This is a genomic window from Sphingomonas sp. jy18 (assembly GCF_056931895.1).
Genome location: NZ_JBXPBT010000001.1, coordinates 446,972 through 466,343, shown reverse-complemented (window position 1 = coordinate 466,343; position 19,372 = coordinate 446,972). Strand labels below are relative to the sequence as shown.

Here is a 19,372-nt window from a genome sequence, read left to right as displayed (position 1 = left end):
AGGGGCGCATGGACGACAAGCATGGACCCGCAGGCCATGGCGGCGGCGGCGAGGATCATTATCAGCCGTGGTTGCGCAACAGCGGGCGCAACGGCAGCCAGCCGCGCGATGGTGCGCCGCGTGACGCTGCGGCCCGCCCCGCACCGCTGCCAACATTGAGCAAGGCGGTGGTCGAGCGCGCCGACGATCCTGCCCCGCCGCTGCGGCCCGCCCGGCGCAGCGTCGACGAACTGCTGTCGCGTCCCGTGCCGGTGCCGACGCAACCGCCGGCGCCGCTGGGCATGATCGACACTCTTTCGCGTACCGTCGCGGCCTCGACCTCTGCCGTGCGCGATGCTTTGCAGAATGGCGGCGTGCGCGATGCGGTGGCGCGGCTGGAGCTGCCGCGCCGTACCGCCGCCGCTGCGCGCCTGCTCGGACGGACGACGCGGCGTGCCGCCGATGCGACCGTGCGCGGCACGCGCGCAACGGGCGCCGCGCTGGCGCCGGTCATGGCGCAGGCCGGTCGTGCGCTCGGTAACGGCACGCAGCAGGCGGGAACGGCGCTGGCCGGCGGCGCACGCAAGCTCGCCGCCCTGTCCCGCGACGGGGTGGAGGCGGCGCGGGAGGCGCTGGCGGCACGCGGACAGGCGGATGCGCCGGCCGCTCCGGAATCGCAGCTCGACCGTCTGCTCGGCGAAACCGCAACCGAGGCGCCGGCCACGCCTGCGTCCGCCGCGAGCACGCCAGCCGCCGATGCGGCGCTGCCTTTGTTCGCCGCGCCGGGCAGCGAAGCCGCACCGGTGCCGCGTGGGCGGCGCAAGGCTGCTGCTGCGGCACCGGCAGCGGAGGCGGCGCCAGCGGCCATGCTGGCTGATGCAGCGGGCGCGGGGGAAGATCGATCGCCGATGCCCGGCGCCACGGGTGGTGGCGCGGGTGGGCGGCTGCCTGGCGGCGCGGGAGCGGGCCAGTCCTGGTGGCGTCACCCGGCCACGCTGGCGCTGGGCGGCGCATTTCTGCTCAGCAGTGGCTTTGCCGCCGGGCTGTACTGGACCGGGCCGGGCGTCGACCGGGCCACCACCGAGCAGGTGGTGCGCGACTATATCCTTGAGCATCCGGAAATACTTCCGCAGGCGATGGCTCGGCTTGAGGCCAACCGTTCGGCCGAGGTGGTCGGCCGCCTGCGTAGCCGGATCGAGGAGCCTTTCTCGGGCGCCTGGGCCGGGGCAGCGGACGGGGATGTGGTGCTGACGGTGTTCACCGACTATTCCTGCACCTTCTGCAAGGCCAGCATGCCCGACATCGAGCGGCTGCTGCGCGAGGACAGCCGGGTCAAGGTGGTGTTCCGCGAACTGCCGATCCTCAGCGAGGACAGCGAGCCGGCGGCGCGGCTGGCATTGGCGGCGGCGCGGCGCGGCCGGTACATGCCGATGCACCGCGCGCTGTTCGAGGCGCGCTCTCCCGACGCCGCCGCCCGCACGGCGGCAGCCGAGCGGCTGGGCGTCGCGGCCGGATCGGCCGTGCTGGGCGACGCGGCAATCACCCGCGAATTGCAATCCAACCTCGCACTGGCGCGCGAACTCGGCTTCAACGGCACGCCGAGCTGGGTGGTCGGTGACCGTCTGCTGACCGGTGCTGTCGGTTACCAGCAGCTGCGCGATGCGGTGGAGCAGGCGCGGGAAGGGTAGGCAAAGGACCGACCAATTGCCGTCATTGTTTCGCTGTTCTTGCAGTGACGGTGATTGCTATTTCTTCCCTTGCGCCACCACGAACAGCTCCGGGCTGCCCTTGCGGCTCGATGGCGGCTTGGCGTGTTTGACGCTGGCGAAATTCTTTTTGAGCAGCACCAGCAGCTCCCGGTCCGATCCGCCCTGGAACACCTTGGAGACGAAGCTGCCGCCGGGTGCCAGCGTTTCGATGGCGAACTGGGCAGCCGCTTCGGCCAGCGCCAGCGTGCGCAGATGGTCGGTCTGCGGATGGCCGACGGTGTTGGCCGCCATGTCCGACATCACCAGATCGGGCGCGCGGCCAAGGTGCTGCATCAGCAGACCGGGGGCGGCTTCGTCCATGAAGTCCATCTGCAGGATGGTGACGCCCTCGATCGGATCGACGGGCAGCAGGTCGATGCCGACGATGGCGGCGGCGGGGGCCAGACGCCGCACCACCTGGCTCCAGCCGCCCGGCGCGATGCCGAGGTCGACCACCGCCCGCACGCCCTTGAGCAGCGCATATTTCTCGTCGAGTTCGATCAGCTTGTACGCGGCGCGGCTGCGATATCCCTCGGCCTTGGCGCGCTTGACATAAGGGTCGTTAAGCTGGCGGGCGAGCCAGCGGGTCGACTGTGCGGTACGGTTGCGCGCGGTCTTGACGCGGGTGTGGCCGCGGGTCGGGCTGCTCATCGCGGCCTCCGTGTCTGGCGTGAGGCGATTTCGCCGGCGGCGTGCGCGCGCATCATCTGGCGCAACACGCCTTCGCGGATGCCGCGATCGGCGACGTCGAGCATGGCAGCCGGCCAGACCTCGGCGATCTCCTCGAGCATGGCGCAGCCGGCGACGACCAGATCGGCGCGCTCGCGCCCGATGCAGGGCATGGCCTCCCGCTCCGCCAGCGACAGGCCGGACAATTGGCGGCAGACCGCGATCATGTGATCGGTGGCGACGGTCAGGCCATCGACCTTGGAGCGATCGTAACTGGGCAGATCGAGATAGAGGCTGGCGAGCGTGGTGACGGTGCCGCTGGTGCCGAGCAGGCGCAGCGGCGCTGCGGCATGGCCGCTCCACAAGCGTGTCCTGTGCTGGTCGCAGCGCTCGGCAAAGCGGCGGACGGCATCGCGCACCGTCGCGCGCATCGCGGCATAGGCGCCAGCGCGCGCGACCGGATCGGCGCTGTCATGGCGGTGCGACTCGGTCAGGCTGACCACGCCCCACGGGATGCTCTGCCAGTCGACGATACTCGGGGTGCCGTTGCGATCGTCGAGAAGCACCAGCTCGGTCGAGCCGCCGCCGATGTCGAACAGCAGCGCCGGACCCTCTCCGGGGGAGAGCAACTGGTGGCAGCCGAGCACCGCCAGCCGGGCCTCTTCCCCTGCGGAGATCATCTCCAGCGCGATGCCGGTTTCCTCGCGCACGCGCGACACGAATTCGCCGCCATTGGCCGCGCGGCGGCACGCCTCGGTTGCCACCGCGCGCGACAGCAGCACCCGGCGGCGCTGCAGCTTGTCGGCGCATATCGACAGCGCGTCGACCGCGCGGTCCATGGCGACCCGGCTCAACCGGCCGCTTTCGGCCAGCCCTTCGCCCAGCCGGACGATGCGCGAATAGGCATCGACGATCACGAAATCATCGCCATCGGGCCGCGCGATCAGCAGCCGGCAATTGTTGGTGCCAAGGTCTAGTGCGGCAAAGGCGGGGCGGTGGGCAAAGCGCGCAACCGATGCGACGCCGGAACCGGCCGGCACGGCCTGTGCCTGCCTGTCGGGCGCCCGTGGCGGCCGCGCACCGGGATGTGCGGCGGACCGATGCGCCGGGCGAGGTTCGCCCTGATCTGCCATCGCCTGCGTGCCTTGCACTTATGCTCTCCGGGGCGAGGGATATCGCACCGGTACTTGGGGCAAGTGCTAGGCGGTCGCACCAAAGATGACAAGGGTGGGGGCGTGGCTGAAACGGGACGAGGCCGACCGGCTTACCGGTCGGCCCCGTTAGCGCAAGGACAGGCGAGGGAGGGGGAGAGGGCGCCTGTCCTTGCTAGAAGATGTTAGCGACGGCAGTTGCTGTCGGCGCGGTCGATCGCACGGCCGGCGAGAGCACCAACGGCGCCACCGATGATGGTGCCTGCGGTGCGGTCACCACGGCGACCGGCGATTTCATTGCCGAGCAGACCGCCGGCAATCGCGCCGATGATGGTGCCGCCGGTGCCATTGTCGCAGCGATACTCGTCGCGGCGGTCATAACGACGGTCGTAGCGACGATCATAGCGGCGGTCGTAACGCCGGTCGGCGCGGCGATCATAGCGCCGGTCGTAGCGGCTGTCGCGGCGGTCGTAACGGCTGTCATAATCGTCGTAGCGGTCGTCGCGGTGCTCGTAGCGATCGCCATGATCATAATATTGTGCGGCCGCCGGGACCGAAGCGAAGCCGGTCAGGGTGGTCGCGGCAAGGGCCATTGCCAGCATCGTCTTTTTCATCACGCTTCTCCTCAAAGTCCGGCGGAGCGATTCCGTCTGATGAGGCTGGTATAGGAGTCGGCCACTGAGGCTTTGCTGAACGATGTTGTTGCCTATTGTTCAGCTTGCCGGGGTGTCGGCACGCGCCTATCGCCGGTGGCCGATGCTCCCCCGCCTGCTTGCCATCCTTGTCATCGCCGCAGCGCTGATGCCCTCGCCGCTGGAGCGGCGCTGGACGCCCCCGCCGGACCATAGCCAGCATCTGGTGGCCGAGGCGGTGACGGTGGCGCAGCGCCGCGTGGGCGCGGTGGAGATTGTCGAGGCCTGGCACCTTACATCCCGCAACAGCCGCTTCGGCGGCTTTTCCGCGATGGTCATCGAGCGGCCGCGCCAGTTCCTGATCGGCTCCGACTATGCCTCCATGCAGCGCTTCCGGCTGCGGACCGACGGCAGCGTGCCGGCGTCGCGGCTGTGGCCGCTGTGGCTCGATTCGCGGCTGGGGCTCGGCAAGGCGGGGCGCGACCTTGAATCGCTGACGCGCGATCCGGTCAGCGGCGCGATCTGGGGCGGGTTCGAGCAGCGCCACCGCATCGTGCGCTTCACGCCGGGCGCCACCCGGGTCGAAGCCGAGCGCGACGTGCCGGAGATGAAGAACTGGAACGCCAACGGCGGCGCGGAGGCGCTGGTGCGGATGGCCGACGGGCGATTCCTGGTGCTTGCGGAAACCAGCGGTGGGCCGGGCGGCGGGACCGATGCGCTATTGTTCGACAGCGATCCGGTCGAGGGCGGGCGGCCGGTCCGCTTTGCGCTGGATGCCGCCGGACGCGGACGGGTGACCGATGCCGCGGCGCTGCCCGACGGCCGGGTGCTGCTGCTGTTCCGCGACCTGACGCTGCGCGAGCGCTGGGTATCGACGCTGGCCGTGGCCGACCCGGCGACGATCAGGCCGCGCGGGCGCTGGCGGGCGCGCAGCATCGCGCGCTTCGTCCGTCCGCAGATCGCCGACAATTTCGAAGGGCTGGCCATCGAGCCGCAGCCGCTGCCCGACGGGCGGATCGGCATCTGGATGGTATCGGACGACAATCGCGTCGGCTGGCAGCGCACGCTGCTGCTGCGGCTGTTGTGGCAGCCTGACGAGCGACCGTAAGCGCCTGCCGCGTCAGGCCATGGCCCGGACAAGCGAAAGGCCCGCCTCGCGGTCGAACGCGAGCGGGCCGTTCGGGAGGGTTGACCGGCACCGCGGGGTGCCGGGACCGATCAGGCGGCGGTGGCCTGCTTCTTGGCGATATCGCGCTTCAGGCGACGCGCCTTGACGCTCAGCAGATCGTCCTTGGTCTTGAGCAGCCAGTTGTCGAGGCCGCCATTATGCTCGACCGAGCGCAGGCCGTGCGTCGACACGCGCAGACGGTAGGACTGGCCCATGGTGTCCGAGATCAACGTGACGTTGTGCAGGTTCGGCAAGAACGTGCGCTTGGTCTTGTTGTTGGCGTGGGACACATTGTGGCCGACCTGGCGACCCTTGCCGGTAAGTTCGCAAACGCGCGACATGACTTCAAAACCCTTGGTATCGGTGCGGGAAAGGCTGCGCGCCTAGCGGGCGCAGAGGGATTCGTCAAGCGCGGCGCACTGCGATAGGGAGGCCGGCATGACCGCATTTCCGCCCTCACCGCATATGGCGCGCGCATTCGCGCTGGCCCGGGCGGCGGCTGCGGACGGGGAAGTGCCTGTCGGCGCGGTCGTGGTCAAGGACGGGCGAATCATCGGCGAGGGCGCCAATGCGCCGCGTCGCCGCCATGACCCCACCGCACATGCGGAGATCCAGGCGATTCGCGCCGCCGCAGCGGCGCTGGGCGACGAGCGGCTGACCGGCTGCGACCTGTGGGTGACGCTGGAGCCGTGCGCGATGTGCGCGGGCGCGATAGCCCATGCGCGTATCGCCCGACTCTATTATGCCGCCGACGATGCCAAGGGCGGTGCGGTCGAGCATGGGCCACGCCTGTTCTCCCACCCGACGCTGCATCACCGCCCGGAGGTCTATGGCGGCATCATGGCCGCCGAATCGGCGGAGCTGCTGCGCGCCTTCTTTGCAGGGCGGCGCTGAGCGGCGTCGTCTTGTGCCGTGGTCTGGCCTGGCTGGGCTTGATCAGAAGCGACGTTCTCTGCGTTACCCCACCCCCACGCCTCGCCGCGTGCCTGACACGGGGCAAGGCTTTGTCTGGCGGCGTTGTCAAACAAGCCAAGCCCCGCATCACGTGCGGGGCGACGGTGGCGGTGCTGCGGAGTTCAGCCCCGGGGGACTAGGTCGTAAACTCATAAAATGCGCGTTCGAGGTTCGAGGCCATTTTGTTCAGGGCAAAGAGGCAAGGCGCAGGAATATGTCGATATTTCAAGCTTTGCCGATGCAGCCATGGACAAAATGGGTCGAACCCCTTCGGGGCGGCGAAATGGCTTCGATCTCGGGCCCACGCGGCCTTGCAGGTGGAACCACCACCCGCGGCGGCCGCCTGAACCCGATATGTTCAGCTGCGCTGGCCTTCGGCTCCGCCATTTTGCCGCCTCGAACGTGCATTTTATGGGTTTACGACCTAATCGATCGCGGTCAGCTCCCACGCCAGCCAGGCGAACAGCGCCAGCCAGACGAATATGACCAGCGCCGCCGCAGCCCGGCTTGCCGGGCGATGGGCCAGGGCGTCCGCCTCCGCCCGGTAGCGCGCCATCAACGGCGGAGGGATCAGCCGGATGGCAAGCGCGAGGCCGAGCGGTACCAGCAGCAGATCGTCGAGCAGGCCGAGGATAGGGATGAAGTCGGGAATGAGATCGATGGGACTGAAGGCGTAAGCGGTGACCAGCAGCGCGATCAGCCGTGCCGCCAGTGGCGTTTCCGGGCTGCGCGCGGCGATCCACAGGGCGAGGGCGTCACGGCGCAGCCGCTGCGCCCAGCCGCGTATCCGCTGCGCGATGGCCGTCAATTCTCCACCAGACGGACCAGGGTGCCGTCAGGGTCAATCAGATAGGCCACGCGCCCGCCCCACGCCTCCCGCCGGGCAGGGTGCAGCCGTGGCCAGCCGGTGCGCGTGTCGGGCACGCCGGCGGCCAGCACGATTGCACAGAAGCTGTCGAGATCGTCGAGCCGGAAGCAGCAACTGAACGAACTGCTGGCGGGATCGAGATCCGGATAGGAGAAGAATTCGACGGTCAGTGCGCCGCGCTCCAAAATCATCCATTCGGCGGAGCGATAGGCGGTTTCGAAGCCGAGCGCGGCGTAGAAGGCCTCGCTCGCCGCAAAATCGCGGGACGGCAGGTTGGGGGTGGCGTAATCGACCATGACACGCTCTCTCTAATGAACGAAGCGCGCCACCACGTCGCGGTAGGACCGGCTGACCTTCACCTGCGCACCCGAATCGAGCACCAGGAAACATTCGCCATTGGTGTGCGGCTTGACCTGCCGGACCAGCCCCAGATTGACGATGGTCGAGCGGTGCACGCGCTGGAAGACGCGCGGATCGAGCCGCTTTTCGAGATCCTTCATGGTTTCACGCAGGATCAGCGAATTGTCCGCAGTGTAGATGCACATATAGTCGCCGGCGGCATCGATGCGTTCGATGGTGTCGACATCGACGCGGAAAATCTGCCCGCGATCCTTGATGTTGATCAGCTTTTCGAAGCGGCTGGCGCTGTGCATGTCAGGGGTGTCATCGCCCGCCACCTGCTCGGCGGCATCCGGCGCGACCTCGGCGAGCACCTCCTTGAGCCGTTCGGCCTCCTCGCTGCCCTTCTTTTCGGCAAGGCGGCGGCGCACCCGGTCGAGCGCGTCGGCGAGCCGCTGCGGCTCGACCGGCTTCAGCAGATAGTCGACTGCCTGCGCCTCGAACGCCTTGATCGCATGGTCGGCATAGGCGGTGACGAAGATGAACAGCGGCGGTTCCACGTCCATCAGCCCCTGCACGACGGAAAAACCGTCGAACCCCGGCATCTGGATGTCGAGGAAGACGAGGTCGGGCTTGTGGGTCTTGATCTTGCGAATGGCTTCGCGGCCATTCTGGGCGGTGTCGACAATCTCGACATCGCCGAAGGGTTCGAGGCGCAGGGTCAGGCCCTGGATCGCCAGGCTCTCATCATCGACGAGAATGGTACGGATGGTCATGCAGTCATGCGCGCTTTCGCTGCTTCCTCCGGGGCATCGGCATCGCGCCTGCCTGGAGAGAAGGGGATGACGATGGTAACGGTGAAACCGCCGCCGGAGGCGCTGCGTGCGTCGAAGCGGTGGCGGTCACCATAGGCTTGCGTCAGCCGATCCCGGATATTGTTCAGGCCGACGCTTGTCGATGTGGTGGGGACACTCATGTCCGGATTCAAGCCACCGCCGGAGTCGGACACGACGATACGGACATTTTCGCCGACGAGGTGCGCGGTGAGAATGATGTCCGCGCCCTCCTCCGACGGGGTCACGGCATATTTGATGGCGTTTTCGATGAGCGGTTGCAGCAGCAGCGAGGGCAGGCGCGCTTCCGATACCCGCGGGTCGACATCGAACCGCACCCGCAGCCGCTCCTCGAAGCGCATCTTCTCGATGTCGAGATAGAGTTTGAGCGTGTCGACTTCCTGCGCCAGCGTCACCTCGGCGGTCGGCTCGTTCACCAAAGTGTAGCGCAGGAAGGCCGACAGGCGCGACAGCATGGCGTTGGCCTGTTCGGTCTGTTTCAGCAGCACCAATGTCGAGATGCTGTTCAACGTGTTAAACAGGAAGTGCGGGTTGATCTGGTAGCGCAGCATGGCGAGCGTGCTGGCGGTCGCCTGCCCCTCCAGCGTCTTGAGCTGATCGGCCTGCTGTTCGACCCTGAGATAATAGTTGATGGCGAAATAGAGCGCCGACCAAGCGGAAAGCGTGACCGCGTTGAGATACAGCGGCGCAAGCAGCAGGGTGGAAAACGCCTGATCGGCATTGCGCGGCAGCAGCGACACCATCGAGGCATCGAAAAAGGAGTGGATGATGGTCGCGACCAGCACCGACAGGACCGCCAGCGGCCACAACACCAGCGGCCGCTGCTGCATCAAGGTGCGGTAGAGCACGGCGAGCACCAGCGTCAGCGAGAAGCCGGCGATGCCGGAAATCAGCAGTTGCGCGAGGTAGAGCAGCTCGAGGCCGTTGGCGATGCCGGACACGCCGCGCAAAATGTACCAGGCCACCCAGCCCAGCGTCTGCAGCGTCCAGAAGGCGCGGGCCTTGTCATCGAAAAAGGGTTGCGGCTTGGCCGAAGGGGTCGGCGCGGTGAAGCGCATGCGGCGGTTCAGCCGTGCGCCGCCGGGGCGAGGGTGCGGCTGTCGCTGCGCACCGCCGTGGCGGGCGCGCGCGCCGGCGTCGCCTCGCCGATCGGCCGGACTTCATGCGCGTGCATCCAGCGCAGGTCATGCTTGCCCAGGGTGCGCCCGTCGTGCGCCTGGATGGCGACAGGCCGGATCGGCTGCAGGTCGCGCTCATCGACCAGCACTGGGGTGGAGGGCACGCCCGATCCCCATTTCTCCCCCCACTGGCGCAGCGCCACCATCGTCGGCAGCAGATCGGTGCCCTTTTCGGTGAGGCAGTAGAAAATCTTGCGCCGATCGCACTCCATCACCCGCCGTTCGAGGATGCCGTGCGCCACCAGCCGCTGCAGGCGGTTGGAGAGGATGTTGCGGGCGATGCCGAGTTCGGTCTGATACTCCTCGAAATGATGGAGACCGTTGAGCGCGCCGCGCAGGATCATGAACGACCAGCGTTCGCCCATCACGTCGAGCGCGGACGGAAGGCCGCATTCGCCGTCGTTCAGGGGTTCGCGCAATGTGTCCATGGTCATCCTGCCATCATGCACCCGGTTGCAGCAAAACCACAATGGCTTTCTGCTAAACAGGTTGCGAAGCAAAACTTATCAATTGCATCTTGATTCGCAACCTACATTAGTGCAAATAAGCTGCATCCCGCACGGCACGAACGATAGCGGGCACATCCAGAAGAAAGGGCTCTCCCCCCATGAACGCACTTCGTCTCTCCCCCGCCGAGCGCCTCGGTTCCTTTGCCGCCGCTCTGCTCATCGCCACCAGCCTGCTGAGCGGTGCCGCTGCCGACGCGCAGCCGCGTTCGGGCGGCTTCTACAGCGCCACCCTCGCCGCGCCGACCGAGGCCACCCGCGCCATCGCGGGCGGCGTGGTGTGGAATTGCGCAGGTACCGATTGCACCGCGCCGCGCGGCACCAGCCGCCCTGGCGTGATGTGCGCCCGCCTGGTGCGTGAAGTCGGCGCCGTCAGCGCCTTCGTCGCCAATGGCGAAGCGCTCGACGCCGCCGCTCTGGAACGGTGCAACGCATCGGCTGCCTGAGCGCACACGCTACTGGCCGGGCGATCCCCCTCTTGCCGCCCGGCCGATAACGCCGCCGCTTCCCCTGCCATCCGGGAAGCGGCGGCTTTTTTATGCGCGTGCCGGTGGCCATCCGCCTTGCCGCAAGAACTGTGGCGCAGCCGTCGGCGGCAACAACTTCCTCTTTTCAACGGCGCGTTATTGTCGTTTATTACGCGCTTGGCCGTCTGGGGTGACGGATAGAAACAAGGGGGCAGTCCATGCACATTACCGTCTCTCCGCGCCGCGCGCTGATGCTGGGCGCCGCCGCTTGTGCGGTCGTTGCCAGCTGGTCGGGCGCCGCCATGGCGCAGGACAGCAACGCCACGCTGCCGCAATCGGCCGAGACGCAGGACGATGGCGCCGACATTCTGGTTACCGGCAGCCGCATCCGCCGCGACCCCAACGACAGCCAGCTGCCGCTGCAGATCATTTCGACCGAGGAGCTGGCGCGCGAGGGCATCTCCAGCCCCGAACAGTTCATCAGCTATCTGTCGACCAACGGCAATGGCGCGGACAATCTGGCGTCCAACTCGGACGTCACCAGCGGCGCGCAGCGCGGCACCAACGGCCTGTCCGCCGCCAACCTGCGCGGGCAGGGGTCGGCATCGACGCTGGTGCTGCTCAACGGCCGCCGCGTTGCCGCGCACGGGCTGCAGGGATCCGCTGTCGACGTCAACCAGATCCCGTTCAGCGCGATCGAGCGGATCGAAGTGCTCAAGGACGGCGCCTCCGCCATCTATGGCACCGATGCGATCGGCGGGGTGATCAACTATATCACCCGCACCGATTATCAGGGCATCGGCGCGGAAGGTTTCACCGACATCACCGATGAAGGCGATGCCAGCATCTACCGCCTGTCCGCCATCGCCGGCTATGGCGACCTCGACGAGCAGGGCTTCAACATCATGGGCGCGGTCGCCTATCGCTGGGCCAATGCGCTGCGCGGCGACCAGCGCGATTTCGTCAACGGCAACCAACCCGACCGCGGCCTGTCCATCGACACCCGCGGCACGCCGATCGCGACATTGTTCCCGATCAACCCCAACGGCATTTTCTCGCCCAACGGCACGCTGCTCGGCGGAACCACCGGCGGGACAGTGCTGAACGGGCTGGTGCTGCCCGGCACTACCATCCGCGCCACCGGCGGCATCAACGTGCTCGACCTGCCGGGCGGGGCAGGGTGCGACTCGGTCGACGGCGGCCTCGCCTATAACGAGCAGCTGTGGGCGATCCCGTCGGCAGCCTTTGCCTGCGCCTGGGACACCGGCCGCGCGGCGACGCTGCAGCAGCCGCTCGACACGCTGACCTATTATGCGCGCGGCACCGTGCAGCTGGGCGAGCATCAACTGTTCGCCGAAGTCACCGGATCGGACGCCGATTCGGCCAAGCGCTTCTCGAACAACCAATATTCGGCCAACAACACCACCCTGCCGCTGGCCTATCCGCTCAATCCGACGACGGCGGCGACCTACAACGACATCTACAACCGCATCGTCGCGGTGTTCCCGGCGGTGGCGGCCAACTATGGCCGGCCGATTGCCTATCGCTGGCGCTGCACCGTGTGCGGCCCGCGCGAGTTCAACACCAACACCACCACCTTCCGCGCCGCGATCGGGGCGGAAGGCCCGCTGTTCGGCGGCTGGGACTATCGCGTCGGCGGTTCCTATGCGCGCAGCGAATCGCAGTCGGTGCTGGGCAGCGGCTACCATTTCCGCGGCATCTTCCCCTCGGCGGCATCGGCGACGGCATCCGGCGTCGCCGGCGCAGTCTCGGGTGGCATCGACCCGCGCGCGCCAACCGCGCCGGGGGCGAGTGCGCCGGGCATCGTCGGCCTGCTCAACAGCGGCATCCTCAACCCCTTCTCGCTGACCCAGACGCAGGCCGCGCTCGACGGGCTGGCGGCGGTGTCGGCGGAAGGGACCATCCTTTACGGCGGGCAGTATGAGCTGACCCAGGCCGACGCCTCGGTGTCCGGATCGCTGTTCGCGCTGCCGGGCGGGGACATCCAGGTCGCGCTGGGCGTCGACTATCGGCGCGAAACCTACAGCTTCAACGGCTCGGACGCAGCAGTGCTGGGGCAGCCCGACATCTTCAACGCGCCGTTCGACAATGTGAACGCGCTCGACAACCGCCGCCGCCGCGTGCTCGCGGCCTATGCCGAAGTGCTGCTGCCGATCTTCGACATTTTCGAAGTGACCGTGGCCGGCCGCGTCGACGATTACACCGGCTTCGGAACCACATGGAACCCGAAAGTGTCGGCGCTATTCTCTCCGTTCGAATGGCTGCGCTTCCGCGGATCCTACAACACCGGCTTCCGCGTTCCGGCGTTCAACCAGATCTTCAACGGCGTCACCCAGTCGCCCAACCCGGGCAACAATCTGGTCGACCCCACCACCTGCCCGCAGGGCACGGTCAATCCTGCGATCCCGGGCTGCGCGGCGATCACGCCGGAGACGCTCAATGGCGGCAATCTCAACCTCGGCCCGGAAACATCCGACCAGTATAGCGTCGGGGTGGTGTTCGAGCCTTCGTCGCATTTCAGCGCCAGCGTCGATTTCTGGTCGATTGCGGTCGATGACACCATCGGCACGCTGACCATCCGCCAGCTGCTCGACAATGCGCAATTCTTCCCCGAGCGGCTGATCCGCACCAACGGCATCATCACGCTGCTGGACTTGAGGACCGCCAACATCGGTTCGCGGCGCACGCAGGGGATCGAATTCGCGATGCGCGCCAATGCGCCGCTGTGGGGCGGCCAGCTCGGCTTCTCGATGGACGGCACCTATCTGGTGCAGAAGAAGGAGCGGCTGCTGCCGGCCGCGCCCTATGGGCCCAGCCTGATCGGCAACTTCACCTTCGCCGGCGATCTCGGCCTGCGCTGGAAACACAACGCCAGTATCACCTGGAACAATGATGTGCTGTCGCTGTCCTTCACGCAAATCTACCGTGACGGCTATCGCAATCAGCAGCTGCCGGGTGTCGCCAACGGCACGGTCAATCCGCCGAACGATGTGATCCGCGTCGACGATTACATCATCTACAATTTCTCGCTCGGCTACCGGGTTAACGACAATTATTCGCTGACCTTCGGCGTCCGCAACGTGTTCGACACCGATCCGCCCTTTGCCATCACCTATGACAGCAACACCGGCGCCGGCAGCTCGTGGGAACCCCGTGTCGCCGACCCGCGCGGGCGCAGCTTCACGGTTTCGGCCAAGGTGGATTTCTAAAGAAAGTACCCCCTCTCCTGCTTGCGGGAGAGGGGCAAAGAAAAAGGCCGGGGATTGCTCCCCGGCCTTTTTCTTTGCGCGTTCCCGTCGGCAAGCCGACGTGCGCCTTTTCTCGCTTTCCCGTCGGCAAGCCGACGTGCGGGATCAGGCGACGCCGGCGACTTCGGCGGTGTCGACCTTCAGGCCCGGGCCCATGGTCGAGCTCAGGCTGATCTTGCGGACATATTTGCCCTTGGCGCCGGTCGGCTTGGCCTTGACGATGGCGTCGACGAAGGCGTCGAAATTCTGCTTCAGCGCGTCGGTGGCGAAGCTCGACTTGCCGAGCCCAGCGTGGATGATGCCGGCCTTTTCGACGCGGAATTCGATCTGGCCGCCCTTGGCTGCCTTGACCGCTTCAGCGACATTGGGGGTGACAGTGCCGAGCTTGGGGTTCGGCATCAGGCCCTTGGGGCCGAGCACCTTGCCGAGGCGGCCGACGATGCCCATCATGTCCGGCGTCGCGATGACGCGGCCATAATCCAGGTTGCCGGCCTGCATGTCTTCCAGCAGGTCTTCGGCACCGACCTTGTCGGCGCCAGCGGCGAGCGCGGCTTCAGCCTTGTCGCCGCGCGCGAACACGGCAACCTTGACGTCCTTGCCGGTACCGGCGGGCAGGGTGACGACGCCGCGCACCATCTGGTCGGCATGACGCGGATCGACACCGAGGTTCATGGCGATCTCGATGGTTTCGTCCATCTTCTTCGACGCCGCGCCCTTCAGCGCGTCGATGGCTTCGGTGACGCCATAGAGCTTGTCACGGTCGAACTGGCTAGCGAGTGCCTTTGCCTTCTTGGTCTGCTTGGCCATGGTCTCAGCCCTCCACCACTTCGAGGCCCATCGAGCGGGCGCTGCCTTCGATGATCTTGGTCGCCTGCTCGATCGAGTTGGCGTTGAGATCCTTCATCTTCGCTTCGGCGATTTCCGCCAGCTGCGAACGCTTGATCTTGCCGGCAACGGTCTTGCCCGGCTCCTTGGAGCCCGACTTCAATCCGGCGGCCTTCTTGATCAGGAAGGTGGCAGGCGGGGTCTTGGTCTCGAACGAGAAGCTGCGATCGGCATAGACGGTGATCACGGTCGGGATCGGCATGCCCTTTTCGAGCTCACCGGTCGCGGCGTTGAACGCCTTGCAGAATTCCATGATGTTGACGCCGCGCTGACCCAGCGCAGGGCCGATCGGCGGAGACGGGTTGGCGGCGCCGGCGGGCACCTGCAGCTTGATATAGCCGGTAATCTTCTTGGCCATGAAAGGCCTCCTTTTCTCTCTGTCGGCAGCGGAGCCGATCCGCGGCCTCAAGTTAAGCGGTCGAACGGAAGGCCGAAGCCATCCTCCCGCGCGGAATCATCCTGCCAAGGCCGGATGAAGCGGGCCGCATAGCGGGGAGGTGCAAGGAATGCAAGGCGCACGGGCTTTCCCCGTCATCTCGTCATTGCGAGCGCAGCGAAGCAATCCAGGGCGGTTAACGCCAGCTCTGGATTGCTTCGCTGCGCTCGCAATGACGGTTGGGGATGTACGAGCGAAGCGCTTAGGCCTGATCGCCCGAGCTCACTTGACCACCTGCACCTTGTCGAATTCGATGTCGACCGGGGTGGCGCGGCCGAAGATCGAGACGCCGACCTTGACGCGGTTCTTTTCGAAATCGAGCCCTTCGACGATGCCGGTGAAGCTGGCGAAGGGGCCGTCGAGCAGCTTGACCTGATCGCCGATGTCGTAATCGATGCGGATTTCGCTCTTGGGACGGGCGGCGGCCTCATCCTTGATGTTGAGCATGCGCAGCGCTTCCGATTCGCGGATCGCCTGCGGCTTGCCGGCGACACCCAGGAAGCCGGTGACCTTGGGGGTGTTGCGGATCAGGTGATAGACATCGTCGGTCATGGTCAGCTTGGCCAGCACATACCCGGCCATCGAAGTCCGCTCGGTCTGCACCTTCTTGCCGCGCTTGACCTCGGCCACCGTTTCGGTCGGGACCTCGATATTCTCGACCAGCTGGGCAAGGCCCATGCGCTCGGCCTCGGCGAGGATCGCGTCCTTCACCTTGTTCTCGAAGCCCGAATAAGCGTGAATGATGTACCAGCGCGCCATGGTCTGTTGTGTTTCCTGTTCTTGTCAGCCCGCGAGGGACAGCAACCAGTTGACGACGAAGCGGAACAGCCCGTCGATGCCGAGGAAGAATGTCGCGAGGATCGCGGTCATGATCAGCACCATGATCGCGGTGACCGTGGTTTCCCGCGTGGTCGGCCAGACGATCTTGTTCGCCTCTGCCCGGACCTGACGGACGAATTCGCCCGGAGTGGTCTTTGCCATCACTTCTTCCTTTGCGGCTGTGCGCGGGAACCGGCCTGTCCGGTCCGACCTCGCATTGCCATATGGGGCGTCGTGCCCCGACGAAAACCAGTGTCTCGGCAAAAAGGCAAATCTCCGCCCGCCCCTCCCCGCTGTTTCAAGCGAAAGTGGGTGCGGCCGGTGGTTCGCCATTTTGCGAATGCGCCGCTGTCTAGCGGCCAAGCCTTTCCCTTGCAAGGCTGGCAGGGGCAGCAGGACTTGAACCCGCGACCCTCGGTTTTGGAGACCGATGCTCTACCAACTGAGCTATACCCCTATGGGCCTGCCCTGGTCAGGAATGCGCGCCCTTAGCGGGGGCGCAGAGATTCGGCAAGGGCATCACGAAGCCCTCGCGCGCGGGAGAGCGGAAAATCACCCCGCCGGCTTCATGATGTCCATCGCGAGGGTGGCCAGCGCCTCGGACGCGGTTGCTACCACGGCTTCGGCGTCGGGTGCCCAGAAGGGGGAGTGGAGACCGGGCACCGGGGAGCCGCCGGCTTGCGCCGCATCCCACTGCGCCTGCGGCACGCCGCCGACCCAGAAGATCAGCGACTGGATGCTGTTGTCCGCGCGCCAGAAATTGCCGAAATCCTCCGCGCCCATCGACGGCGGCACTTCGACGACACGGCGCTCGCCGAAATGACGGCGCAGCACGCCGGCCATTTCCATCGTGAATTCGGGGCTGTTCCAGGTGGCATCGGCGCTCTGGTCGGCGACGGTGACCACCGGCATCCGGTCTTCTGGCATGCCCATCGCCATCGCTTCCCCCGCAGCAACCCGGCGGATCCCGTCGAGCAGCATGCGCCGGGTCTGGTCGCTGTAGCTGCGCACGGTCAGTTGCAGGCGGGCTTCGTCGGAGATGATGTTGTGCTTGGTCCCGGCATGGAAGCTGCCGACGGTGACCACGGCGGCATCCTGCGGATCGACGTTGCGGCTGACCAGGGTTTGCAGCCCGTCGACGATGCGCGCGCCCGCGACGATCGGATCGCGGGTGGTGTGCGGGTAGGCACCATGGCCGCCGACGCCGCGCACCAGCACATCGACGGTATCGACATTGGCGAGGGCGAAGCCGGCGCGATAGCCGATCACCCCGGCGGGGAAGGGGCCGTCATGAAAGGCGATGGCGTGGGTCGGCCTGGGGAAGCGGGTGAACAATCCGTCGGCCATCATCGCATCGGCGCCGGCCACGATCTCCTCCGCCGGCTGGCCGATCATCACCAGCGTGCCCGACCAGCGCGTCTTGTTGGCGGCGAGCAGGCGGGCCGCGCCGATCCAGCCGGTCATGTGCGTATCATGGCCGCAGGCGTGCATAACCCCCGTTTCGCTGCCATCGGCCTGGCGCACGCGCACCTGGCTGGCAAAGGGTAGACCGGTGGCTTCGGTGACAGGCAGGCCGTCCATGTCGGCACGGATCAGCAGCACAGGCCCGGGGCCGTTGCGCATCACCGCGACGACGCCATGTCCGCCGACGCCCTCGGTCACCTCGAACCCCAGCGCGCGTGCCTCTCGCGCCATGCGCGCTGCCGACTGCACTTCCTGGCCCGAAAGCTCGGGATTGGCGTGCATCTCCCGATAGAGGTCCATCAGCGAGGGCATCTGCGCCTGTAGCTGCGTGCGCAGATCGGATTGGGCAGCGGCCGGCGCGGCGAAGGCGACGAGTGCGGCGGTGGCGAGCAGGCGGCGGATCATGCGGGTCTCCCTGTTTTGTCGGGCAGTGTGGCGGGCGGCACATCCTGACACAACAGCAATTGTGGTGCCTGCGACAGCGTATTCATGGTTTCACGCAGAGACCGCAGAGGAAGCAGAGGCGCAGAGGCGCTGCGCCATGCGGCGCAGCCGTCTTGAATCCTTACCTCGCGGCAAGCGCAAGTGCAGTGGGGTCAAGCCGCTGCGCGGTTTGCATCATCGTCTCTGCGTCCTCTGCGTCCTCTGCGTGAAACCCTTTCGAGCGCCGCCATCACCCCCTAAGCTCAAGCTGCCCTAAGGAGACCAGCATTGACCGACATCCCCACCCTCGAGACCGCCCGCTTCCGCCTGCGCGCGCCCGAACGGCGCGATTTCGATGCCTATGCCGCGATGTGGGCGGATGAGCGGGTGACCCGCTATATCGGCGGCAGCCCGCGTGACCGCACCACCAGCTGGGGAAAATATCTGGCGATGCCGGGGCTGTGGCACCTGATGGGCTATGGCTATTGGGTGTTTGCCGAGAAGGAAAGCGATGCGTTCATCGGCGGCGGCGGATTGAGCTGGTTCGACCGCGGGGTCCCGCAACTCGAAGGCTATCCCGAGGCGGGCTGGGCGGTCGCGCCCGACTGGTGGGGCAAGGGCGCGGCCAGCGAGATCATGGAGGCCGCGCTCCGCTGGGCCGACCAGGCGCTGGGCAGCGAGATCCGCTGCATCATCAACCCCGGCCACAGCGCATCCGAACGGGTCGCGGCCAAGCTGGGCTTCGGCCTGATCGGGCACCACGTGATGGAACCCGATCCGGTCAATGTCTATGCGCGGCCCTGCCGCTGAGTGCTGGCAGCAGGCGGCATCAGGCTGCGAGCAGCCGTAGCCCATCGCGAAAATCCTCAAGCGGGTCGATGGGGTCTCGCTTGCCAGTCATCCCTTCTACCGGGGCATCTTCCGCTTCGGCATATTCGACGCAGGCGACATCGCTGCCGCGCGCCAGGCTGAACCGCTTGACCATCCGGCCGGTCGGGCGGAAACCGAGCTTGCGCAGCACCGCGCCCGAGGCGGGATTGTCGACGAAATGGCCGGCGGTCAGCCGCGGCAGCCGCAGCGCGCGGGCAATGCCCATCACGGCCCGACCGGCCTCGGTGGCAAAGCCCAGACCCCAATAGGGGCGGGCAATCCAGTAGCCGATTTCAAGACCGTCCGCGTCGCTGCGCGGCCCGATGCCGATGCCGCCGACGATGCGCGGCGCGCCATTTGTGCGCTTGACGATGGTGAAGCCGGGCAGATTGGCCGGGTGGTTCATGCTCAGAAAGGCACGGGCGTCCGCCTCGCCATAGGGCCAGGGCGCCGTGGCGAGGTTGCGCACGACCGCCTCTTCGCCGATCGCCTGGGCGAGCTCGGGGGCGTCCTCGATGAAGCCGGGCCGCAGCAACAATCTTTCTGTCCGCGCAAACATTCTGTCTCTCCTCACACTGCCCGCAACTGCCCGAAGTCGGTGACAGTTCCGTGGCGATTGCCAAGGGAGACGCTTGTCCGGCTGGTCCTTGCGGCGGGACGATGAAACGCGTCCGCGCAACAAAAAAGGGAGCC

The 19,372-nt window shown here is 66.8% G+C and carries 21 protein-coding genes and 1 tRNA gene; 6 read left to right on the top strand and 16 right to left on the bottom strand.

What is annotated here, in order from left to right; translation table 11 throughout:
- Window positions 1-8 precede the first annotated feature (8 nt).
- The gene (locus AC0QC4_RS02300) at window positions 9-1,667 is read left to right on the top strand and encodes a DsbA family protein (protein WP_483658096.1); all 1,659 of its coding nucleotides are present in this window, start codon (window positions 9-11) and stop codon (window positions 1,665-1,667) included.
- 57 nt (window positions 1,668-1,724) lie between these two features.
- On the opposite strand, the gene AC0QC4_RS02295 is transcribed toward AC0QC4_RS02300, so the two are convergent.
- The 3 genes from AC0QC4_RS02295 to AC0QC4_RS02285 form a co-directional block, all read right to left on the bottom strand.
- The gene (locus AC0QC4_RS02295; protein ID WP_483658095.1) at window positions 1,725-2,378 is read right to left on the bottom strand and encodes an RlmE family RNA methyltransferase; all 654 of its coding nucleotides are present in this window, start codon (window positions 2,376-2,378) and stop codon (window positions 1,725-1,727) included.
- Window positions 2,375-3,529, bottom strand: a complete 1,155-nt coding sequence (locus tag AC0QC4_RS02290) for a Ppx/GppA phosphatase family protein (protein WP_483658094.1) — start codon at window positions 3,527-3,529, stop codon at window positions 2,375-2,377. The genes AC0QC4_RS02295 and AC0QC4_RS02290 overlap by 4 nt, the downstream gene beginning before the upstream one ends.
- Before the next feature lie 203 nt (window positions 3,530-3,732).
- Window positions 3,733-4,161 (bottom strand): glycine zipper 2TM domain-containing protein, encoded by a 429-nt coding sequence (locus AC0QC4_RS02285; protein WP_483658093.1) that lies wholly within the window; start codon window positions 4,159-4,161, stop codon window positions 3,733-3,735.
- An 82-nt stretch (window positions 4,162-4,243) separates the two neighbouring features.
- On the opposite strand from AC0QC4_RS02285, the gene AC0QC4_RS02280 reads away from it, so the two are divergent.
- Entirely contained in the window at window positions 4,244-5,287 is a 1,044-nt protein-coding gene (locus tag AC0QC4_RS02280; RefSeq protein ID WP_483658092.1) for an esterase-like activity of phytase family protein, read from the top strand.
- Between the two features lie 110 nt (window positions 5,288-5,397).
- On the opposite strand, the gene rpmB is transcribed toward AC0QC4_RS02280, so the two are convergent.
- The gene (gene rpmB, locus AC0QC4_RS02275) at window positions 5,398-5,688 is read right to left on the bottom strand and encodes a 50S ribosomal protein L28 (protein ID WP_483658091.1); all 291 of its coding nucleotides are present in this window, start codon (window positions 5,686-5,688) and stop codon (window positions 5,398-5,400) included.
- Between the two features lie 97 nt (window positions 5,689-5,785).
- Between rpmB and tadA the strand changes: the two genes are divergently transcribed.
- Window positions 5,786-6,241, top strand: a complete 456-nt coding sequence (gene tadA / locus AC0QC4_RS02270; RefSeq protein WP_483658090.1) for a tRNA adenosine(34) deaminase TadA — start codon at window positions 5,786-5,788, stop codon at window positions 6,239-6,241.
- A 484-nt stretch (window positions 6,242-6,725) separates the two neighbouring features.
- On the opposite strand, the gene AC0QC4_RS02265 is transcribed toward tadA, so the two are convergent.
- From AC0QC4_RS02265 to AC0QC4_RS02245, 5 genes are read right to left on the bottom strand one after another with little or no spacing between them, the layout of a single operon-like run.
- A complete protein-coding gene (locus AC0QC4_RS02265) occupies window positions 6,726-7,100 on the bottom strand; it encodes a YkvA family protein (protein ID WP_483658638.1) in 375 nt (124 codons plus the stop codon).
- A gap of 5 nt (window positions 7,101-7,105) precedes the next feature.
- Window positions 7,106-7,465, bottom strand: coding sequence for a bleomycin resistance protein (locus AC0QC4_RS02260; RefSeq protein ID WP_483658089.1), 360 nt, complete (start codon window positions 7,463-7,465; stop codon window positions 7,106-7,108).
- A gap of 12 nt (window positions 7,466-7,477) precedes the next feature.
- Window positions 7,478-8,284, bottom strand: coding sequence for a LytR/AlgR family response regulator transcription factor (locus AC0QC4_RS02255; RefSeq protein ID WP_483658088.1), 807 nt, complete (start codon window positions 8,282-8,284; stop codon window positions 7,478-7,480).
- Window positions 8,281-9,420, bottom strand: a complete 1,140-nt coding sequence (locus AC0QC4_RS02250) for a sensor histidine kinase (RefSeq protein WP_483658087.1) — start codon at window positions 9,418-9,420, stop codon at window positions 8,281-8,283. The genes AC0QC4_RS02255 and AC0QC4_RS02250 overlap by 4 nt, the downstream gene beginning before the upstream one ends.
- 8 nt (window positions 9,421-9,428) lie before the next feature.
- Window positions 9,429-9,968 carry a winged helix-turn-helix transcriptional regulator gene (locus AC0QC4_RS02245; RefSeq protein ID WP_483658637.1) on the bottom strand — a complete coding sequence of 180 codons (540 nt, stop codon included), beginning with the start codon at window positions 9,966-9,968 and terminating at the stop codon, window positions 9,429-9,431.
- A gap of 179 nt (window positions 9,969-10,147) precedes the next feature.
- Between AC0QC4_RS02245 and AC0QC4_RS02240 the strand changes: the two genes are divergently transcribed.
- Together AC0QC4_RS02240 and AC0QC4_RS02235 are read left to right on the top strand one after the other, a co-directional pair.
- Window positions 10,148-10,492 carry a CC_3452 family protein gene (locus AC0QC4_RS02240; RefSeq protein ID WP_483658086.1) on the top strand — a complete coding sequence of 115 codons (345 nt, stop codon included), beginning with the start codon at window positions 10,148-10,150 and terminating at the stop codon, window positions 10,490-10,492.
- A 239-nt stretch (window positions 10,493-10,731) separates the two neighbouring features.
- Window positions 10,732-13,743 carry a TonB-dependent receptor domain-containing protein gene (locus AC0QC4_RS02235; RefSeq protein WP_483658085.1) on the top strand — a complete coding sequence of 1,004 codons (3,012 nt, stop codon included), beginning with the start codon at window positions 10,732-10,734 and terminating at the stop codon, window positions 13,741-13,743.
- Window positions 13,744-13,887: 144 nt separating this feature from the next.
- Here AC0QC4_RS02235 and rplA read toward each other — a convergent pair whose 3' ends face one another.
- The 6 genes from rplA to AC0QC4_RS02205 form a co-directional block, all read right to left on the bottom strand.
- On the bottom strand, window positions 13,888-14,589 hold the full coding sequence (gene rplA / locus AC0QC4_RS02230) for a 50S ribosomal protein L1 (protein WP_483658084.1): 702 nt from the start codon (window positions 14,587-14,589) through the stop codon (window positions 13,888-13,890).
- Between the two features lie 4 nt (window positions 14,590-14,593).
- Window positions 14,594-15,025: a 50S ribosomal protein L11 gene (rplK, locus tag AC0QC4_RS02225; protein ID WP_483658083.1), complete on the bottom strand. Its 432-nt coding sequence runs from the start codon at window positions 15,023-15,025 to the stop codon at window positions 14,594-14,596.
- 300 nt (window positions 15,026-15,325) lie between these two features.
- Entirely contained in the window at window positions 15,326-15,862 is a 537-nt protein-coding gene (gene nusG / locus AC0QC4_RS02220) for a transcription termination/antitermination protein NusG (RefSeq protein WP_483658082.1), read from the bottom strand.
- Window positions 15,863-15,886: 24 nt separating this feature from the next.
- On the bottom strand, window positions 15,887-16,084 hold the full coding sequence (gene secE / locus AC0QC4_RS02215) for a preprotein translocase subunit SecE (RefSeq protein WP_483658081.1): 198 nt from the start codon (window positions 16,082-16,084) through the stop codon (window positions 15,887-15,889).
- Between the two features lie 219 nt (window positions 16,085-16,303).
- Window positions 16,304-16,379: transfer RNA gene (locus tag AC0QC4_RS02210), tRNA-Trp, on the bottom strand.
- A 95-nt stretch (window positions 16,380-16,474) separates the two neighbouring features.
- Window positions 16,475-17,791, bottom strand: coding sequence for an amidohydrolase (locus AC0QC4_RS02205; RefSeq protein ID WP_483658080.1), 1,317 nt, complete (start codon window positions 17,789-17,791; stop codon window positions 16,475-16,477).
- Window positions 17,792-18,097: 306 nt separating this feature from the next.
- Here AC0QC4_RS02205 and AC0QC4_RS02200 point away from each other — a divergent pair, with 306 nt between their 5' ends.
- On the top strand, window positions 18,098-18,619 hold the full coding sequence (locus AC0QC4_RS02200; protein ID WP_483658079.1) for a GNAT family N-acetyltransferase: 522 nt from the start codon (window positions 18,098-18,100) through the stop codon (window positions 18,617-18,619).
- 19 nt (window positions 18,620-18,638) lie between these two features.
- Here AC0QC4_RS02200 and AC0QC4_RS02195 read toward each other — a convergent pair whose 3' ends face one another.
- Window positions 18,639-19,238 carry a GNAT family N-acetyltransferase gene (locus AC0QC4_RS02195; protein ID WP_483658078.1) on the bottom strand — a complete coding sequence of 200 codons (600 nt, stop codon included), beginning with the start codon at window positions 19,236-19,238 and terminating at the stop codon, window positions 18,639-18,641.
- Window positions 19,239-19,372: the final 134 nt, after the last annotated feature.